The 19,154-nt window shown below is 50.5% G+C and carries 16 protein-coding genes; 2 read left to right on the forward strand and 14 right to left on the reverse strand.

What is annotated here, in order from left to right; genetic code table 11:
- Positions 1–56 precede the first annotated feature (56 nt).
- Complete coding sequence (locus FMM01_RS11535; protein WP_150393281.1) at positions 57–968, reverse strand: ABC transporter permease; 912 nt, start codon at positions 966–968, stop codon at positions 57–59.
- A 239-nt stretch (positions 969–1,207) separates the two neighbouring features.
- On the opposite strand from FMM01_RS11535, the gene FMM01_RS11540 reads away from it, so the two are divergent.
- Positions 1,208–2,908, forward strand: a complete 1,701-nt coding sequence (locus FMM01_RS11540; protein WP_150392619.1) for a sensor histidine kinase — start codon at positions 1,208–1,210, stop codon at positions 2,906–2,908.
- Positions 2,886–4,406 (forward strand): response regulator, encoded by a 1,521-nt coding sequence (locus FMM01_RS11545; RefSeq protein ID WP_223850071.1) that lies wholly within the window; start codon positions 2,886–2,888, stop codon positions 4,404–4,406. The genes FMM01_RS11540 and FMM01_RS11545 overlap by 23 nt, the downstream gene beginning before the upstream one ends.
- 62 nt (positions 4,407–4,468) lie before the next feature.
- Here FMM01_RS11545 and FMM01_RS11550 read toward each other — a convergent pair whose 3' ends face one another.
- From FMM01_RS11550 to FMM01_RS11610, 13 genes are all read right to left on the reverse strand, one after another.
- Positions 4,469–5,041: a DUF624 domain-containing protein gene (locus FMM01_RS11550; protein ID WP_150392621.1), complete on the reverse strand. Its 573-nt coding sequence runs from the start codon at positions 5,039–5,041 to the stop codon at positions 4,469–4,471.
- A gap of 20 nt (positions 5,042–5,061) precedes the next feature.
- Complete coding sequence (locus FMM01_RS11555; protein ID WP_150392622.1) at positions 5,062–6,699, reverse strand: type 2 periplasmic-binding domain-containing protein; 1,638 nt, start codon at positions 6,697–6,699, stop codon at positions 5,062–5,064.
- A gap of 28 nt (positions 6,700–6,727) precedes the next feature.
- Positions 6,728–7,597 (reverse strand): carbohydrate ABC transporter permease, encoded by an 870-nt coding sequence (locus FMM01_RS11560; RefSeq protein WP_150392623.1) that lies wholly within the window; start codon positions 7,595–7,597, stop codon positions 6,728–6,730.
- Positions 7,598–7,609: 12 nt separating this feature from the next.
- On the reverse strand, positions 7,610–8,470 hold the full coding sequence (locus FMM01_RS11565; protein WP_150393282.1) for an ABC transporter permease: 861 nt from the start codon (positions 8,468–8,470) through the stop codon (positions 7,610–7,612).
- A gap of 119 nt (positions 8,471–8,589) precedes the next feature.
- Positions 8,590–9,534 carry an ROK family protein gene (locus FMM01_RS11570; protein ID WP_190973358.1) on the reverse strand — a complete coding sequence of 315 codons (945 nt, stop codon included), beginning with the start codon at positions 9,532–9,534 and terminating at the stop codon, positions 8,590–8,592.
- Positions 9,535–9,564: 30 nt separating this feature from the next.
- Positions 9,565–10,698, reverse strand: coding sequence for a LacI family DNA-binding transcriptional regulator (locus FMM01_RS11575; RefSeq protein ID WP_150392625.1), 1,134 nt, complete (start codon positions 10,696–10,698; stop codon positions 9,565–9,567).
- Between the two features lie 46 nt (positions 10,699–10,744).
- Complete coding sequence (locus FMM01_RS11580) at positions 10,745–12,076, reverse strand: dihydrolipoyl dehydrogenase family protein (protein WP_150392626.1); 1,332 nt, start codon at positions 12,074–12,076, stop codon at positions 10,745–10,747.
- Positions 12,077–12,188: 112 nt separating this feature from the next.
- On the reverse strand, positions 12,189–13,079 hold the full coding sequence (locus FMM01_RS11585) for a class A sortase (protein WP_150392627.1): 891 nt from the start codon (positions 13,077–13,079) through the stop codon (positions 12,189–12,191).
- Position 13,080: 1 nt separating this feature from the next.
- Positions 13,081–14,979 carry a SpaH/EbpB family LPXTG-anchored major pilin gene (locus tag FMM01_RS11590; protein WP_190973359.1) on the reverse strand — a complete coding sequence of 633 codons (1,899 nt, stop codon included), beginning with the start codon at positions 14,977–14,979 and terminating at the stop codon, positions 13,081–13,083.
- 63 nt (positions 14,980–15,042) lie between these two features.
- Positions 15,043–16,101, reverse strand: coding sequence for an IS30 family transposase (locus tag FMM01_RS11595; protein WP_056989697.1), 1,059 nt, complete (start codon positions 16,099–16,101; stop codon positions 15,043–15,045).
- 88 nt (positions 16,102–16,189) lie between these two features.
- Complete coding sequence (locus FMM01_RS11600; RefSeq protein ID WP_150392629.1) at positions 16,190–17,605, reverse strand: hypothetical protein; 1,416 nt, start codon at positions 17,603–17,605, stop codon at positions 16,190–16,192.
- Positions 17,592–18,269: a hypothetical protein gene (locus tag FMM01_RS11605; RefSeq protein WP_150392630.1), complete on the reverse strand. Its 678-nt coding sequence runs from the start codon at positions 18,267–18,269 to the stop codon at positions 17,592–17,594. Before FMM01_RS11605 ends, FMM01_RS11600 begins: the two co-directional genes overlap by 14 nt.
- Positions 18,266–19,108, reverse strand: a complete 843-nt coding sequence (locus FMM01_RS11610) for a class C sortase (protein ID WP_150392631.1) — start codon at positions 19,106–19,108, stop codon at positions 18,266–18,268. Before FMM01_RS11610 ends, FMM01_RS11605 begins: the two co-directional genes overlap by 4 nt.
- Between the last annotated feature and the right edge of the window lie 46 nt (positions 19,109–19,154).

The raw sequence follows: 19,154 nt of genomic DNA on the forward strand, positions 1-19,154 counted from the left end.
TGCGTGCGCCGCTTTGGCTTTTGCTTGGTAAGCTCCAATTCTGCTTCCTCCTCTCTCTAGAACAACCCAGTATCGGTCGTTTTCTTCGAAATCCAGTTCACACCCAGCAGCAAGATGATATTGATCACGGTGTTGAACAATCCAATAGCAGTCGATAAACTGTATTGGAAATTCTGCAACCCAATCTTATAGACGTAAGTGGATATGATCTCGCTCCCCGCTAAATTCAAAGGGTTCTGCAGCAATAACACCTTTTCAAAGCCAACATTGAGCAGATTACCGACACTCATAATGAGCAGAATCATGATGGTCGGCATGAGCATGGGTAAATCAATGTTACGGATTTTTTCCCATGTTGTCGCCCCATCCATCGTGGCTGCTTCGTAGTAAGTCGGATCAATTCCTGAGAGCGCTGCGATATAAATGATGCTGTTCCAGCCAAGGTTCTGCCACACATCACTCCATACATAGACATGGGCAAAGGCCCCACTGTCTGACATCAGGTCCGGTAATTTAGCCCCAAACAAGTGGAACAGGTTAGCTACTAAGCCCGTCTGCGGTGATAAGAAAATCAGAACCATCCCGCACATCACCATCGTCGAAATGAAGTGAGGTAAATACGAAATCACCTGAAACGTCTTCTTGAAGCCTTCCCGCCGCATTTGATTACACATAATGGCGAGGGCCACCGGTAAAGGCGTATTCACGACCAGACTGTACACACTGATGTACAGCGTGTTACGCAGCGTGATGCCGAACTGGTACGAGTTGAAATACTGAATAAAGTTCTGAAAACCAACAAATGGGCTGCGAAAGACCCCTAACGCTGGTGAATAGTTTTGAAACGCCATCACAAGTCCATATAAGGGGACATAGGCAAACACCAGTAATAGAATGGCAGATGGTAATAGCAGCACGTAAAGCGGTAAACTCTTGCGCAGCATCGTCTTGCGATGCTTCTTTTTCATTGCTTTACGTAGTGCCCCATCGTTTTGAACTGCCTGCATTGCCATAATTGACCTCCCTTCGATCCTTTTACAGTGTAGTCGAAGCGCTTACAGTCAATCTATAACAGTCCCGAAATTTTTTTTGACCTTTTCCGTGATATACCCTATTCTGAGGAATGAAGATTTGTATTCGCTTTCAGATAAATGTCGTAAAACGACAAACGATTATCTGAATTGTGTCATTGGGGGAGCTTAGCATCATGAAAAAGCATGGGGACTACTCGGTATTTCGTTACGTACGCGTCATTATGGTCATTCTCGGGGTGTTGGGGATGTTGAACATCGGCTTAATTCTATTCACCATCTCCGCTTCCCAGACAGAACAGACTGCCCGGTTGCGCCAGACAACGGCAGCGTATATGCAGCAAACCAGCCATACGGTCCGGGCTGTTGATCACTTTATGACGTACACCATCGTCAACGATGATGACCTCACCTTGTTAACGACTATTCCAAAAAATGAGCAGTCCTATGATGCCATTAAGCCGCTGGAACATATCCGTTCCCGGGTCTTTGATTTCCAGTATTCCAGTGGTAACGCCTATCAATTTTTCATCTACTCGCCCAGCAACGATTTCTTCGCGAACATTTCTCCACTGGAGATGTCCTATGACCGATACTTGGCCATGCAAAGTCACGTCCGCCGAGAAAAGTCTGATGCCTCTTGGCAGCAAGTCACGTTACTCGGAAAAATCTACCTGCTGCATCGCTTAACCTACGAAGGGGCCGTGTTGTATTGCGTAATCGCGCCAGAATCGCTCACGGCACCATTGCGCCAGAGTACATTACGTTCCGGCGATGGTGCCTACCTGAGTCTGAACGGACTGCCGTTAACCAAATCCCCTAACACGCGCAAAGCCGCAACCGCCCGCCAATTAAGCTTTAACGGCGAGGATTACAACCTGCCATTTTCACTCCACATCACAGTTCGCCAATTCAATCTGCCAGAGCAATTGACAGTGATCCAAATCGTCATCGTTCTGCTGTCTACTGTGATTGGCATTCTTGCCTTCGTTGGTGTTGTGTATCTGTGGCGCAACTTTGCCATTCCGTTACGCTCGTTTTCTTCAGCATTGTCGGTCATCACAGAGGACAATGCCGACGAAAAAATCAAAAACTACCGGATCAGTGAAATCGATGCGGTTAACGAACAGATTCGGTCGCTGCTTTCTCAAACCAAGAAGTTGAAGTTGTCACTGTACGAACAGGAAATTGCGCAAAAGCAGTCGCAAATCCAATTGATGCGCATCCAGTTACGACCGCATTTTTATCTCAATATTCTCTCGACAATCGACAGCATGATTCAAATCAGTGAAACCAAGAACGCCCATGCCTTGATCATGGCCACGACCAAATACCTGCGCTACCTGCTGCGGACTAATGCGGATTTAGTTCCATTGGCGGAAGAACTGCAATTAGTGACGGAATATGTCCAAATCCAGCAAATTCGTTACGGTCATGACGTACTGGCCCTCTCTGTGACTGTACCGCCGACACTGCATCTTTACTGCGTACCGCAACTCATCGTTCAGGTCTTCGTTGAGAACGCTGTTAAGTATGGCGTGACTTTTGACCAGCAAACCCAAGTTGGTGTGGCCGGCAACCTCGTCACGCATCATGCACAAAATTATCTGCATCTGCGGGTCAGCAATACTGGCCCATGGTTCCCTGATACGCTGCTAACTCAGCTCAACGAGGGCCATCCGCCATTACCCTCTCAGGGCCAGCATATTGGCATCGCTAATGTATTCAGCCGATTACGGATGTTGTATGGTACTGACTTCGCGCTGCACTTTACAAACTTGGATACTGGCGGGATCGCTATTGATATTGAAATACCCGCCCACACCGGAAAAACACCAAAGGAGTTGGCTCATGATGCAAGTACTGCTCGTAGATGATGACCGGTACATCGTTTCGGCCTTGGAACAACAAATTGACTGGCAGCCATTGGGCTTTACAAAGGTCTGGACTGCTTATAACATGGTCCAATCACAGAAGATTCTTGCTGAAGAGGCCATCGATTTGGTGGTCTCCGATATCGAAATGCCCCAGGGCAGCGGCCTCGAATTACTGGCTTGGATGCGCAAGCAGAAGTTCTATCAGCCGCTTTTCGTCTTTTTAACCAACTATGCAGACTTCAACTACGCGCAAAAAGCCCTGGAATACCAGAGCTTTGATTACGTGTTGAAGCCCGTTGATCCCGATGAGTTTACGTTAACAGTGAAAAAGGCTGTGAAAAGAATTCAGGAAGATGCTGCCCGCAGAACCGCCGGCAGTACTCAGCCCAGTACCATTTGGCGGCAGTATGTAACAGGCTGTATTGACTCAGCTGACCAAGCCAAGCTGCCGCAGCACACTTTGAACATTGTTTCGTGGTGTCATGCCGATCACGCTACCGATTTGACCCATGTGCAGGAAGTTATCTGGCGGCTGTATCATAACCACCGCACCTTCGCCGGGTTTCAATTGGTATCATTCTTTCATATCCAGGACCGCAACTATGGCCTGATTTTCAGCACTCCTAGTCGTTCAGAGAATACTGGCAGTGCACAGCAAGCGGCCCAACAATTTCAACAAAAACTCAAGGAATTGGGTATTTCAGTTTCTCTATTGACGAGCCCACCGGTACCATTTACGAAACTACCGCAAACTTATTCAAAAATTCACGACATGGCTGAAAAAAGGGCGATTCACCGGGGAACATTGATGTCTCTAGCTGATTACCAGCCGCAAGCAGACACCTATGTTGCTCCGGACTACAACCAAATTCGAACATTATTAACAGCCCATAACACCGATGCGGTGATTGCCTACTTCCGGGATTATCTTCGCCGGACTGATGCTGCCGGGCAATTGACCCGCGATAATATGGCGCGGTTGCGGGAAGACTTTATCCAGTTAATGTACGTTGCTCTTCAGGCACAGCAAATTTCTGCCCATGAACTTTTTAAAAATGACACTTTTGCACAACTGCAGAAACGCTCCCTCAACAGTATTGAGTCACTACTGGATTTCATTGCTTACCTAGTCAAAACGGCCGTCACTCACATGACGTTCATTGATCGCCATGATAATGTGGCATTACAACTCAAAAATTACATTGATCAGCACCTTGGTGACGATCTTTCTCGAGAAGTTTTGGCTGATCTCGTATTTTTAAACCCTGATTACACTGGTCGACTATTCAAAGAGGAATATGGGCTTTCACTCACCAGCTATATTATCCAGCAACGGGTCCAACAGGCAGAACACTTGCTGATTCACACCAATTTAACCATTCAAAAAATTGCGGAAACAGTAGGGTATACTAATTTTTCTTACTTCACCAAAATGTTTAAAAAAGTGACTAATATGCCGCCGATGCAATACCGTCAAGAGCACCAAGAACTCAAGTGACACCAAAAATCGCCGCCCAACCCTGAGCAATCAGGATTGGGCGGCGATTGGCAATAGATCGGTTATATTAGTCGGCTCACTGACGAATCAATCAACTTTAGGTAAATCATCATCAATGTCGAGCAGAAGAAGACGATGATGATGCCCCCAAGAAACCGAAGTGATACGTAAAGAAGCAGCAAGGCACCAATCGGAAACAGGACCGTCTTCATCAATGTGACTGCTGTGAACACGAAGCTGAGCCGAAACAACTGGTAGAAATGCTTCGTATGCAGCTTAGCCTGCAACACATAGAGATTGAGATTGTAGCAAATCAGAAAGCTGGTAAATAACATTCTGACGCCCCACATAAGCAAGCTCTCTTTGCCCACACTACCGAGGAACTGGTGAGTGAACAAGGCAGACATGACACTAAAAAATACTGGTGGCAGGGAATACCAGAAACTCATGCGGAAAGCCCGCCAGAACACTGACCAATATTTCTGATCTTCCGTATCCTGCAACACGGCAATCATCCCAGACAGTGATGCACCAACAGTTACCAATGGTAAACTCGCCAGGATAAACAAGAGGTTGGCCACTAACACGCGATAAATGATGACCGTGATGGCATAGAACCGACTTTCCAAAGTCATGGCATTTCCTCCTTACCCTGTTACTTCAGTTTCTTCAAGTTAGAAGCAATTTGTTTATTGCGATATGCGGTGATGTCGGTAAATTTATTGTTCTTGCGGTCCTTTAAAAACGCATTCCAGGTCTTCTTGGCGTCTGCCTCAGAACCAGACTTGATCACCTTCACCAAAGTCTGTACGCGAGTTGTGTTAACTTGCGTCAACGACCGGGCCAGATCAGTACCTGGGGTTGGATCGATATCTTCCACTTGGAACCGCGGTTGCGTCTTGTCTTTAGCCCAAGCAACAAACTGGCGAATGGACGTGGCTGGCTGCTCGCCTTTAGAAATTGCATAGGCATCGTCTGATACAAACCAATAGTTACCCATGCCCATCTTCAGATCATACTTGGCGATATCTGTATTCCGCAACTTCTCAGTCTCGTCCATGAAGACAGCCTTGCCATCTTTCATTTCGTAGTTTTCGCCCTCAACGCCAAAGGTCGAAACCATCGTTCCCTCCTTGGAGGCCAGATAAGTGAGCAGTTCCATCGCCTTTTGCGGATCGGTGGTCTTCTTGGTGATGAACGTATTTGTCCACCCACTCAGCGAACCACCAGAGAAAGTCGAAGTGTCCCCTTTAGAGTTCTTTGGACCATCAATTGCGATGTATTCTTCCTTAGGATTCCGTCGATTATTATCAGACATAAATTCGTTCAAGCCCTTAGTATTACTGTGCAGATAAGCAAAGTAAGTGCCTTGGGTCAGCTTTTCCTTCATCTTGACATCGTTATCGGCAAACTGCCCATCCGTGATTAAGCCGTCGTTATATGCCTCACGGAAAGTATTCAACCAAGTCCAATATTCAGGGTCTGAATCCCGGTCATACCACTTGTTATTCTTGGTCACGGCAATTGCTAAGAAATCCTGCAGAGTACCGCCGAAGGCTCCGTCACCACCGTTTTGAATATCTAATGCGGTTCCGGAGAAAGGTACCAGTGCTGCGCCATTATCAGTCTTGGGTTGTACTTCTTTGGCTTTCTTCAAGGCCGCTAAGAAGCCTTGCGGCGTACTCATATCCGGTTTGCCAATCTTTTCATAAATATCTTTCCGGACAATGAAGGTCTGGTCACCTTGGACATCTTTGGCCTTATAGTCATCACTAGTATACGAGAAACTCGGATAACCATAGATATTGCCGTCAGACTTGGTATACCATTTGACAGTTTGCGGTTTTGCTGCAGAAGCCAAGAAATACGGGTCATACTTCTTCGATAACTGATTCAACGGTAAAGCAAACTTTTGTGCCTCTTGAGCAACCGCCAGTGTTCGGTCAAACGTCATAATATCGGGCAGTTTGCCTGAGGCCATCATCGTGTTCAGCTTTTCGTCAGAGCCAATAACCCACTTGATATCAACGTTCATATCCTTCTTGATCTTGGCCGAAACAGCATCCTTCCCCCACGGTGCCCGCTTGAACCAGTCGTAGTTCACGTACCAGGTCAAAGTAACGGAGTGTTTCTTATCCTTTTGCCAACTCGGTGTCTTGGCCGATGGCTTAAACCGGGCCGCCGGCAGCGAACTCGCGGAATTGGACGATGATGAGCCGCTGCCGCCGCAGGCTGCTAAGCCAAGGGAAAAGATGGCCGCTGCAACAACAAGCAATAATGATTTCTTCTTCATTGATGTTTCCTCCTCATTTTTGGTACCACTATTCTTTGACTGCCCCAAGGGTCAGTCCGTTGACAAAGTATTTCTGCAGGAACGGATAGACAATGACCACCGGAATTGTAGTAATGACCATCGTTGCCAGTTGCAGCGACTGCGACGTCGTCTTGCGAGCAACGGCTGCACCAGTTTGCGCTGCAGGTGAAATGTTCTGGGCGATGACCCGATACAACAGCTGTTGCAGCGGGAAGAGTTTCTCGTTATCCACGAAAATGTTTGCTGTCATATAATCATTCCACTGATAGACACCGTGATACAAAGCGATGGTCGCAATGACTGGCATTGACAACGGGATAATAATCTTGAAGAAAATTGTGAATGGCTTCGCGCCATCAATCATGGCTGACTCTTCCAATGACCGGGGAATCCCCTTGAAGAAGTTCATCATGATAATGACATCGTAGAAAGAAAACAGGACCGGCAGAATGTATACCCAGAAATTGTTGAGCAGGCCATAGGCTTTGAATACCAGAAAAGTCGGGATCAATCCACCAGAGACAAACATGGCCAAAATACCCAAGGTGGTATAAAACTTTCTCCCCACCAGATCTTCTCGGGTCAACGCATAGGCAGAGATAGCGATTACAAATGTATGAAGCACAACACCGACCACCGTCTTTAACACCGATACTCCGAAAGCCAAGTAAATCGCCTGGTTTTCAAACACCGTTTTGTAACTTTCTACGGAAAACTGGCGTGGCCAAAAGTAGATGCCGCCGCGCAATGAATCATTGGCATCGTTGAAAGATAAAGCCAAAATATTTAGCAGTGGCAGGGCAATAATTGCCACGAAGAAGATCATAAAAATCAAATTGAGAATGTTGAACGCTTTTTCGCTTTTTGATAAACGCATCTGCCCGCCCCCTTAGAATACTTTTTCATCAGAGATCTTGCGGGTGCCCCAACGACTCAGGACAACCAGGATCAATGACACAACTGATTGGAAAATACCAACTGCCGTCGCATAGGAGAAGTTCCCTTGCTTGATACCCATCCGGTAAACGTAGGAATTCAGCACTTCACTGGCGTTATAGTTGAGCGAGTTCTGTAATACCAACGTCTGGTCCAGGTTGGACCCGATCAGTCCCCCAATTGACAAAATCAGCGTCAGGGCAATCATAGTCCGGATACCGGGAATCGTAATATGGGTGATTTGCTGCCATTTAGATGCCCCATCAATCTTGGCAGCTTCATACAGTGATGGATCAATGGCCGTCATAGCGGCTAAGTATAAGATTGTGTTCCAGCCAATTTCCTTCCAAACATCTGACAGCACGGCAATTGCCCAATAGCTGTTGGCATTCGACATAAACTGAATGGGCTTATCAATGAGATGCAGTGAGATCAACGTGCTGTTGACCATGCCCGTGTCAGACAACCAAAGGATAACCATTCCGCCCAGGATAACCCAAGACAGGAAGTGGGGCAGATACGAAATTGTTTGAACAAATCGTTTGAAGTGTGAATGGATTAATTCATTGATTAGGACTGCCAACATGATGGCCCCTTGGAAGCCAACGACTAGCTTCCATAGGCTGATACCCAACGTATTTTTCATTACCAGCCAGAACATTTTATCGCTGAAGAAATCCTGAAAGTACTTAAAGCCAACCCATTGGGCATTCGCAATCGTATCGAGTACTGAGTAGTCTTTAAAGGCAATAATTAGTCCATACATCGGTACAAAATTGAACAGGATCATTAGGATAACTCCCGGCCAAATCATTGCCTGAAAGCGCCACTGCTGAATAAACCGGCGAAAGGCACTCGGCTGCGGCCGATTTTGCGGCCTATTCGGCGCGCCTGCTGCTTTTTCCAAAAGCACTCCCTCCAATCAAAACGTTTTTATTTTTCAGTAACAAGAACGGACCGAACAAGTGGATAAACTGCACCAATCAGCCCCGAATCGTTCCGCAACTTGGTCGGAGCAACATAGCCTAATGCAATATCACGAATTCCATTCAGACTATGGTGCCGACTGATAAATTCTGTCACTTTGGCCTGTAGGTGCGCCATGAATTCGTGATTTGCACTAATGCCGCCGCCAATGAGAATTACGGTTGGGTCAAATTGTGCAAATAGATTCAAGAGCATAATGGCAATACTTTCTAGGAATTCATTGACTACTGGGGCTGCGATCGGATCATTTGCAAAACCTCTGGTCAAAACTACCCGGGCATCTTCTTCATCTGACCAGTCTGGATCAATTTGTTGCATTGAATCGTTGTACCGTTTAACTAATCCATTAACGACCGACGCACTCCAATTCAAGGAATAATCTTCCAATTTGTTGGCTCGATCGTAATCTCGAGTAATGTTCCAGCCAAATTCCCCGGCCATGCCATGTGCACCGCGATAGATATCGCCGTTGCAGACAATACCTCCACCAACACCGGTACCCAACACCACACAGATATAATTGCTGATTCCTTGGGCATTGCCTAACCAATGTTCTGCTAAAGCAGCTGCATTAGCGTCGTTTTCGACCCGCACGGGTAGGTGAACTACTTTCTGAAATGAACTCGCCAGAGCAAATTCGAAAAACTCATCAATTGCCCCGCCAGTAATCATATAACCGTCCTGGCGTACGATCCCTGGCGCAGAAATACCAACGCCTGAGAGCGTATAGGTTTGTTGAGCCTCAATTACCACGGTGGCCATATCCCCTAAGATTTCTTCACGCTTTTTAGCCGTTTTAAAAGCACCTTTACTTAATATTCTCCCTTGCTGCGTCACGATGCCCCATTTGATTGACGTACCGCCAATGTCAAACGCAAAAAATTTCTTCACATCCTTTTCCTCCTCGTAGCACACTTGTCATCATTTATCTTTGTTAGCCCACGAATTATTTGTTGATTCGCGAATCAACAACTCACCATTTAATGTCTCTGAACTGCCCGTCTTTTTTTGCGAAATAATTTGAATCAACTGTTCAACTGCCATAACTCCTTGCTGCTCAATGGGGTTATGGACTGTCGTCAAAGTTGGACGGAAGAAACGAACCATTTCGGCATCATCAAACCCTGTCACACTAATGTCGGCCGGGACGCGCTGGCCCAAGTCTTGAATAGCTCGAATTGTACCCACTGCCATCACGTCATTGGCGGCAATAAAGGCCGTCGGCTTTGTTTTCGCTGTACCCGCCATTAGTTTACGCACCGCATTATAGGCCATTGTTTCATCGTAATTTGCACGAAGGATAAATGCGGGCGTCACTGGTAAGTGGTGTTCCTGCAATGCTGCTATATATCCCCGCTGCCGCTCATCACTATCGTAGTTATCAATCACCCCTGCAATATAACCAATGTTCTTGTTTCCTAAACTGATTAAATATTGGGCGACTGCATAACCTGCCTGATAGGAGTCAAACGTGATACTGCCGACCGAGCCGGTAGCAATCTGTCGATCCAGGAAAATCGCCGGAATATGTCGACGTACCAATTGCTGGATATCTGCTCTCGTGACTGTTTCGGCAAAAACAATCAAGCCGTCAAACATCGTACCAAATAAATTATGTGCCACCATTTCTGGACCTCGGGCAAGAACAATATTCAAGCTGTAACCATACTTGTCAGCCGTTTTAGCAATACCATCTACTAGCGCATAAAAATATGGGCCAGATACACTATTCGTTAGATAGCCGATGGTTTTTGTCCGGCCGCTCTTCAACTGCTTGCCCATACTATTGGGTACGTAGTTCAACTGTTTAGCCGCTGCCAAGATTTTTTGCCGAGTTTTTTCGGTCACTGCTGAGCTTTGGTTCAAGGCTTTAGAAACTGTTGAAATTGATACGCCAGCTAATTTGGCCACATCACGGATGGTGGTTGGCTTCACTCTCCTTCCTCTCCTTTCACTAAGAAAAACGTTTTCCATATCGTAGAATAGCATGTGCCAAAATATAATGCAAGCGTTTCCTTTGAAATATTTCTTAGCAATAAGAAAAGCAGCAGCCAAATAATGGCTGCTGCTTTAATAATACTAAATCAGTACATAGCTGGCTTCACCGCGCCTTATGCCACGCCGATGCACTAATCGACGGGAAAATATGGGCCAGCCGCCACATCTGTTCCGGCGTATACTGGAACACCACCGCCGGCAGCAGGGTATTAATGGCGTCCTCCGCCTGGGCACTGAATTCTGTAGCGCCCACGAGATGCTGGTCCGCGTCGTAGATCAGCACGTTATCGCCCAGTGTTTCCTGGTCAATCTGGCGATACCAATCATCCGGGATATGGTTGCGGACCACTTGATAATCGCCTTTGGCGGCTTGTTCTGGAGTCACACCGACTTTAGCAATTCGGGGCGAGGTGTACACCGTCGACGGAATAGCCGGATAGTCGATGGGTGCGGTAGTTTGGCCGCTGAGCAGTTGATAGAGGTAGTATGATTCAAAAGTAGCGGTCGGGGTCAGTTTAGGCTGCACTTTGTCTAGAACATCGCCGGATGCATAAATATTCGGCACATTCGTCTGCAGATGATCATTGACCTGAATGCCAGTGGCGCTGTATGCCACCCCTGCAGCATCTAAACCGATCGTTTCAACATTCGGGATACGGCCGGTGGCGTCCAGTACCCAATCAACGACCTGTTGTTGATCTTGACCATATTGGACGACGATGCCACCGGATTCTTGGATCAGTGCGTGCACGTTGGCCTGGGGGATAAAAGTAATACCGCGCTGACGCATATCGGCCATCACCTGGTCAACAAAGGGTTGGTGAAATTCCCGCAAAGCTTGGTCACCGCGCATGAACACGGTAACCTCAGCCCCCGCCGCGTTCGCAATAGTGGCAAATTCCATGCTGATGTAGCCAGAGCCGAGAATGCCAATACGCTTGGGCAGCGTGGCCAGGTCCATGAACGCCCGACTGTCATGGGCCAGTTCATCCCCCGGAATTGCCAAGCGATGCGGCCGCTGGCCAGTGGCAATGACGATTTTATCCGCCGTGTAGGTCTGGCCGGCCACCTCAATCGTATGGGCGTCCGTCAACCGGCCGCGGCCGTTGATCATGGTCACGCCGGCACCGGTCAGTGCATGACCAATGGCGTCGGGCAACGGTTTGATCACATCTTGCTTGTGGGCGACCAAATTGCCCCAATTAATGGTCACTGCGCCATCCACGATGCCTTGCATCCGTTCGGCGGTCCGTTGCAAAACCACCGGCGCGTCCAGCGTGATCTTGGCGTTGCAGCCGTAGTTTGGGCAAGTGCCGCCGATCATGTCGCTTTCGATGACCCCCACTCGCTTCCCTGTTGCGGCCAGCGGGCCAGCGCCGTCAAAAGCGCCGTGACCGCTGCCGAGATATAACACATCGTAATCGTATTGAACCATTCAGAGAGTCCTCCTTTTACTGCGTGCGTTACTGCGTCAGGTGCTTACTTAAGTATAGCAGAGCGGCGCAATACTCGTCATATTCGTCAATTCTGAGGAAATAGTGCCCCGGTTAATGGGACACTGGTGCACGACGCTGCCGCAGTGTGCCAAACACATCGATAAGCCAAGCCGCGATGAGTACACCCACTGCCCAGCCCCACTGGTGCGTGATGTTTTGATAATTTGTTAAGCCCCAGCGCGCCAGCGGCGTGGCAGATCGGCTGCGGCTCACCTGATAGGCAGTGACTGTTCTGTTAACTGTGAGCCGCATCTGCCGCAGCAAGGCTGGCGCTGCCTGATTCAGCCATTGCTCACTGGTTAGCCGTCCCTGCAGTACTTCACGCCAGGGGGTACCGATGCCGCCAACGCAGCGGAACAGGGTGACCTCAGCGGGTTGATGCGGACCCGGTACGGCCAACAACTCACTGTGCCGGTCCGTCACCACCCGATTGCTCACCGCCGTATAGGTCGCGAGATGAACAAAATCAGTAAGATAGATGTGCTGGCCCGGCTTGACCGCTGTCATCGGATTCAGCAACGCTTTCTGCCCGCTTAAATTGTGGGCGGCAACCACGTAATTGCCTTGACCCAGCCGCTGATTGCGCCAATATGTCCCCACCCCGTTCAATAGGGCGAAGTCGCTGGTGCCAGGGAAAATTGGCAGAATGATTTTGGCCGCCGGGATGCAGACCAGCCCAATCGCTTGCTGGGCGGTATACTGATCGGCTTGGATCAGGGCTTGGGCGTAAGCTGGATTATGCCCCCGGGCGAGGGTGTGGGGATAGGCTGCCTGCGTAATCAGCCGGTGCCGGCGGGCGGTCACCGCCCTTTGGTTTCGACCGACTATCGCCACAGGCGGTATTGAGCGCTGCTGGGTCAAGTGATAACCATACAGTACGAGGCCGGCCCAAACACAGACACCGCCGATTAGGATGCGGCTCAGCCATTTGATCCACCGCACGTTACGCGCCGGCTTTCTTCTTGACGATCACGGCCAGACTGCCGGCCGTCATAATGATGCTGCCCAACAGTAACAGGCTGGCAGCACCAGCGGCTGGGAAGCTTGGGGTCACGGGCGTATGCCGGGGGTCTTCAATTTTCACGACCGCCGGATCGGCTGCTTTAATTACCGCCCCAATCACTTTAATCGGCTTTTTAATTAAGCCGTAACCTGCTGGCGCCTTGGTTTCGACCAGGTAATACGCCCGGCTGAAGTCTTTTTGCACGTCCTGCTGATCGTCCGCCTGCTGGGCATCTTTGGCTTTCAATCCTTGGAAGGTGACCAATCCGGCCTGATTCGTTTCCTGGGTCAGCGGCTGGTTGGCCGGGTCGCCATAATGGTCGTCGCCGGGATAGACATAACGCCCTTCCGGTGTCACCTGGATATAATGCCCCGTCCGGGCATTTTCTGCTGTATCGGCGATGGCAAATGTCGCCCCAGCCAACGTTGCCTGGTTATCTTCCTGACTGACTTTAGTCGCGCCGACGTTGACGAAGTAGACTTTTGGCACCTTAGGCGTCACCGGTGTATTCGGCGGGATGGGTTTATCTGGAATCGGCGGTACCTGGGGATCATCAGATGGCGGTGTGGTTTGGCCATTGATCGTTACGGTAAATTTATTGTCAATTGGCCCATAGTTCCCCTTATCCAGCACATGCTTATTCACTTTGGTCCCTAAATCCGTGACCAGCACCACCGGGTGCGCTTGCTGAGTGTCGGCTTTGGCATAAGCGAGTGCATTACCGCCGGCATCGAACTTCGTCGGACTGAAAGTCACGCTGGCCGCCAACTTCTGGCGCCCAGCCGGGGTGAAGGTGATCGTCACTGTACCGCCCTGGCCCGGTGCCGGGGTCACGGTATAATCCGTCCCCGCCGCCAGGTCCAGCTTGGCCGCGTCATGCAAGGTCGCGACTTTATCTGCAGAATCGTAATACCCTAAACGGAATCCTTTGATTCCCGAGAAATCCAGGCGCGGGTCTAATTGATCCGTCATGATGAAGTCTTTAGCTGCGGCGATGTTTTGAGCAATTCCCGTTTCCAGATTCCATGTCACGTCATGGCCGACGGTGGCGGTGGTGACCTTTTCAGTATCATCGCCAGTCTGGCCATCGGCGTGATGGCCCGTGTTCACCGTTTTATCCAGCGGCAATCTGGTCGGCTTGCGCCGGTAGAGGGCCAGAATATATTGGTCATGGTGCTTGTACCGACCGTCAGTCCGGTGATTCAGCCAATCGGCAGTTTGATATGGTGCCAGGCGGCGGGCATCGGCTGCGCTGTCGATTTTGACAAATGTATAGACTTGCTGGTGATCCGTAAATTGCCGCGGTACCCAATCTTCCCCAGCTGCTGTTTTGCCCGCCACGTTGAACGGTTCGGCCAGTTTGATTTTGTCCAGGCTGGCCCCTTCTGGATATTGCCAATCTTTATCCGCCCGAAACTGCAGCTTGGGGCGGCCCTGGTCATCTAAGGCCAAATTGCCCGCTTGGTCGGCCTCAGCATACAGGACGTGGACCGGCCGCACCCCACTGAATTTGACATGGGCCACGTTCGACGGCTTTTTGTCATCCACAAACGTGAAGGTATCCGGTCCTTCTTGAATCCGCTTGGTCGCCACGAGCCACGCCTGATTAGCGAAGGTGTACTCGCCGGTCTGGGCATTGTAGTGACTGGCAATGTCTGCCACCGACTGGTTTTTATCGGTAATCGTGGCCGTGATGACCAAAGAATAGTTGTGCCCATAGAAGCTCTTGGTAAAGTCGTCATTGTGGTTATTCAGCGTGGAAGACAGCGCCGACGCGATAATGTGCGGCTGGCCATCACTACCCAGCTGGGTGCCTTGAAAGTCGAACCAATCCGTCACATCTTTCTGGGCCCGAATTGTCAAATTAAGTGCAACAGTGAAGACTCATCCATGTGAATTGGTTTAGGTAGTGGGCAGGGATTCCTCCAGGCCCAGGGGGGAGGCCTGGAGCGCCGCGATTGCGCTGCGGTATCCAAGGCACTTCCTTAACCGGTGGTTTAAGACATCTTGGATCTTACGAATCTTCTCCTTAGAGACTTCCCATAGTGATTGACCCTTTGGAATGAATTCTCGAATCAAGCCGTTGGCATTCTCGTTACTGCCACGTTCACTGGGTGTATAGGGATGGCAGTAGTAGATCTTTGTTCCTCTGAGTTGGTCCAAGAGGGCGAACTCAGAACCGTTGTCGAAGGTGATGGAGTGGAATAGATAAGGATCATGTGTGTTCAGAACGTATTGCATGGCCTCTAAGCAAGTCCGGGCGTGATAGTTTGGGATCTTGTAGATCAGCTCATAACGTGTGACACGTTCTGTCAGGGTGAGTAATGCTGGTTGGTCGGCAGAACGCTTCCCCTTCACCAGGTCGCCTTCCCAGTCACCAACAAACCAGCGGTTATTGATTTGTTTGGGCCGCTTGTCGATGGACGTTCCAGCGATGCGTTTATTCTTACGCGCATGACTACGGCCTGGCCTTTTCTCGCGACGCCGCAACTTCTCAGGCAGATCCATGTTGGTCACTGACAACAGTCCGGCATCAATGTAGCGATACACGGTCGGCGTTGAGGGGCACGAACGATTAGGCCAGAGTTGCTGGAACTGATGCACGTACCCATCAATACTTTGTTCACGATACGCATGCTTCTTGATCTGAGCGGTCAGCCAGTTAAAGAAGTAGGTACACTTCTCCAACATGCTCTTGGCGTGGGAATGGGTCTGTCGTTCTTCGTGTTGTCGTTGGGCAGCATCAAAGAAGTAATCCTTGTAGTAATGATAATTCGAATCCCGTTGCTGGACTCGGCCGCGCTTAAGCTCACGGCTTACCGTACTAGGGGAATGATGGATGATGTGTGCAATATCGCGAATGGAATATTCATGGGAGTGCCAAAGCGCATCAATTATTCCGCGCTCGCCCTCTGTGAGTTGAGTGTACGAGCCGAGACTGTTAGACTGATTGTGGGTCATGAAGGTCACCTTTCTTGGTAGTTTAGTCGCTTCAAGGATAGGTCTTCATGGCCTATTTTGTTAAATCAACCCGGTCGATTGGTCTAACTCAATCGGTGTTGCACTTCAATTTTAAATCCGGCACATCTTTCTGGGTGTCTTCCTGAATAACCCGAATATTAGCCCCTGGCTGCTGGCCCCACCAGGTACTATGCAACTGGACAGCAGTCGTCATTGGCCGGGGCAAGTCGTCGATAAATTGCACCTTGCGTTCGGCATTCTTATAGACCCGCACGGGTACGGTATATACGGCCCGCCACTCAATCTGCCGGTTCACCAGCTTCTCTGGGGACAATACCCCTTGATCAGTCACCGCCGGTTTGCGTTCAGGCAGAATCAAGCCAAATTTGACTGGCGGCGGAAATTCCACTGGGACTAAGCTGCGCGGAAAGTAAGGGACCTTGGAGTGGGACGCATTGATCGATAAATACAAATCATGAGTCGGCTGATAAGTGAAGGTGACCCAATGATTCTGATCCGTCGCGGCCGCATCCGGTCGGCCCAGCAAACCGCCGTGCCAGGTGGACCCGAAGAATAGTTCATGATCGTTGACCACCCGCCCGGCAACGGGGTCTGAATGATCGGATATAAAGGGAAGAAAGCCCGGTGAATAGTTGGTTACATACACATTATTCAGTTTGGCATCGGATTTGACGTCCACCGATTCATCGTTGTCGATATCCCCGTATGTCAGCATTCCCGCCACTTGGGCCGGCTGTACCACCGCCGGATTCACTTGACCATCCTTCAGCGGGGTGCCCTGACCAGCATAATCGTTATTGAAGACTGGATGACTATAGAACTCAATGCGGATAGTGGCCGGCCGATATCCGTAAGACTGTGGTAACGCCAGTGATGTCGTGGTGCCGTCGTAAGTATGGGCCACAGACAGCAGATTCGAACCGATGCTGCGGTCAAAGTTCAACTCGCCGCCCGCCGGATCGTCGGTGATTACCGAATTTTGGCCAAACCAGGTTTTTCCCAGCGTTTGCAGGGGCCAAATCCCGCTAGGTTGAGAATTCACGTGTTCAAAAGTCTCTTTAATGTCGATGGCCACTGGTGTATTCGATCCCGCGGGGGTATAGAACCCGACGTTTGTGTAATACAAGTAGGGATGGCTGGCATCAATTTCGGCTTGATTAAATACTTGGTGTGTACGCCAGGTCGATTGCCGCTGAGCGCGGCCATTTTGCACCAGGTAGACTTGGGTTTGGGAAGTGAAATTCGGGATAAAGCTGTAATCCCCTTTGATTGCTTCGGCCTTTTCAGCGTCTGGGACGACAATGGTCTGCGGATGGTGATCGTCTTTCAGCGGCGTATTTGCCGTGGGATAATCTCCGGCTTGCCAGTAGCTGGGCCAATCGGCGACCGCTGCTTGAACAACTGGCTGAGCGATTAAGGCGGCGCCAACCAGGCTGAGCAATACTCCCCAAAGGATAAGATATAAGCGTCTAATTTTGGTCAACTGAGCGCCTCCTTCGTATATCATGCAGCACGAACCCGCGGCCAATGAGCCCGGCCAGCAGCAAACCGCCGATGATCACCAGCGGCCAAGGCGGCGTGACGCTGGCCGCCGTTTGCAGGATGGGTTTGGTCCCCACTGCCGGGCTAACGGGCGGCTGCCCGGCGCCGGTACTGCCCGAGATAGCCGGAGCGGCGGGGCTGGGGGACACCGGCGGGGTGGTTGGCTCTGCCGACACAGTACGGATTGGTTTTGCGGTGATGGTCAATTGGCTGCCCTGGGCCATGGCGGGCAAGCTGATCAAAAACGGCTTCAGCGTTGCTTGATACTGCGGCGATTGTTCCTGCGTGACGACATAATCCCCCGCTGGCAATTGCCACTGCACCAGACCAGCCGCGTCTGCAACTTGACGTTGGGCTGGGCCCACTACAGTGTAGGTGCGCGCGTCGGCAGCCGCCACGGCCTGAGTGCCCGCCGCGTGAATCGGCACCAGCGAGAATGGCACGCCCGGCGCAGCCTGCTGATCAATCGTGCGCGCGGTGAGCTGCACATGATAAGTCGGTGCTGGCGGTTGCGGCGCAGATGTTCCAGCGACGGCGACCGGTAATGGCCCGAGCAGGGTCCAGAGCGCGCCCAGCATAATCAGCCAGCGCCAAATGGTCTTCATTTCTTTTGCCCCCTCAATTTCTTGTGCACATAACGTAAACTGCCCACCCCGGCCAGAAGGACTAACCCCAACAGCAGCAGGTGATCAATGGTCCACCAGTCCCGAACAGCGACAGGCTGGTGCTCATCCCGAGGATGATAGGGCACCCGGCGGCCAGTGACCAGCAAGCGATACGTATTGATACCAATCGGCCAGCACGTGAGCAGGGTCGCTTCGTCTTGCCCGACCACAATATTGCCCTGAGTGATTTGCTGCGGCCGGGCCCGGCTGATCTTGGTAATTTGGTACTTCAAAGTCCGGTTCAAGACTTGAATGTAAAACGTATCGGTGCGCCGCAGTTTTTCAATATTGGTAAACAATATCTGCCCGGCGATGCCGCTGTGGCCGGTAATGATCGGCCGATTGCTCATACCGCCAATGGGCAGTGACGACCGCGGCCAATGGCCGATACCCTGTTCAAGAGTGTGGGCATCAGTGCCATGACGAATCGGCATTTTCAAGTGAATCGCCGGGATCGTCAGCGTGGCCATGGTCCCTTGGGCATCCAGCCAAAGAATCTGCCGATACCGGTAAGCTGAGCGGGCGGTCTCATCGCCTTGCTGGCGCCGGCGCACCATGGCGTTATAACTGATCGCCATCTGCCACTGACGGCTGATCGCCGCAGCACTCATCTGGGCCGTTGCGCGGCTGTAACGCACCGTGGCCTGCCCCCATTGCGCAGCTGTTAATTGGTCCGCAATGACCACATAGAGGGCCGCGCCGACGGCCAAGCTGAGCAGCCCCCGGTAAAGCCAGCGATAGACGCGCTGCTTTAGGGAGCGGCGGCGTGGTCTTCTCATCGCAGTGTGCCCCCCTTCTTATGGTCCATGCGCGATCGTGGCCGCA

This window comes from Schleiferilactobacillus harbinensis (assembly GCF_008694105.1).
GTDB classification, from domain to species: Bacteria; Bacillota; Bacilli; order Lactobacillales; family Lactobacillaceae; genus Schleiferilactobacillus; species Schleiferilactobacillus harbinensis.

Excerpts from the sequence above, each read along its gene's own strand:
- FMM01_RS11605 (WP_150392630.1), bottom strand. The coding sequence starts at position 18,269 with ATGAAGACCATTTGGCGCTGGCTGATTATGCTGGGCGCGCTCTGGACC.
- FMM01_RS11560 (WP_150392623.1), bottom strand. The coding sequence starts at position 7,597 with ATGCGTTTATCAAAAAGCGAAAAAGCGTTCAACATTCTCAATTTGATT.
- FMM01_RS11555 (WP_150392622.1), bottom strand. The coding sequence starts at position 6,699 with ATGAAGAAGAAATCATTATTGCTTGTTGTTGCAGCGGCCATCTTTTCC.
- FMM01_RS11595 (WP_056989697.1), bottom strand. The coding sequence starts at position 16,101 with ATGACCCACAATCAGTCTAACAGTCTCGGCTCGTACACTCAACTCACA.
- FMM01_RS11580 (WP_150392626.1), bottom strand. The coding sequence starts at position 12,076 with ATGGTTCAATACGATTACGATGTGTTATATCTCGGCAGCGGTCACGGC.
- FMM01_RS11565 (WP_150393282.1), bottom strand. The coding sequence starts at position 8,470 with ATGATTTGGCCGGGAGTTATCCTAATGATCCTGTTCAATTTTGTACCG.
- FMM01_RS11545 (WP_223850071.1), top strand. The coding sequence starts at position 2,886 with ATGCAAGTACTGCTCGTAGATGATGACCGGTACATCGTTTCGGCCTTG.
- FMM01_RS11550 (WP_150392621.1), bottom strand. The coding sequence starts at position 5,041 with ATGACTTTGGAAAGTCGGTTCTATGCCATCACGGTCATCATTTATCGC.
- FMM01_RS11535 (WP_150393281.1), bottom strand. The coding sequence starts at position 968 with ATGAAAAAGAAGCATCGCAAGACGATGCTGCGCAAGAGTTTACCGCTT.
- FMM01_RS11610 (WP_150392631.1), bottom strand. The coding sequence starts at position 19,108 with ATGAGAAGACCACGCCGCCGCTCCCTAAAGCAGCGCGTCTATCGCTGG.
- FMM01_RS11540 (WP_150392619.1), top strand. The coding sequence starts at position 1,208 with ATGAAAAAGCATGGGGACTACTCGGTATTTCGTTACGTACGCGTCATT.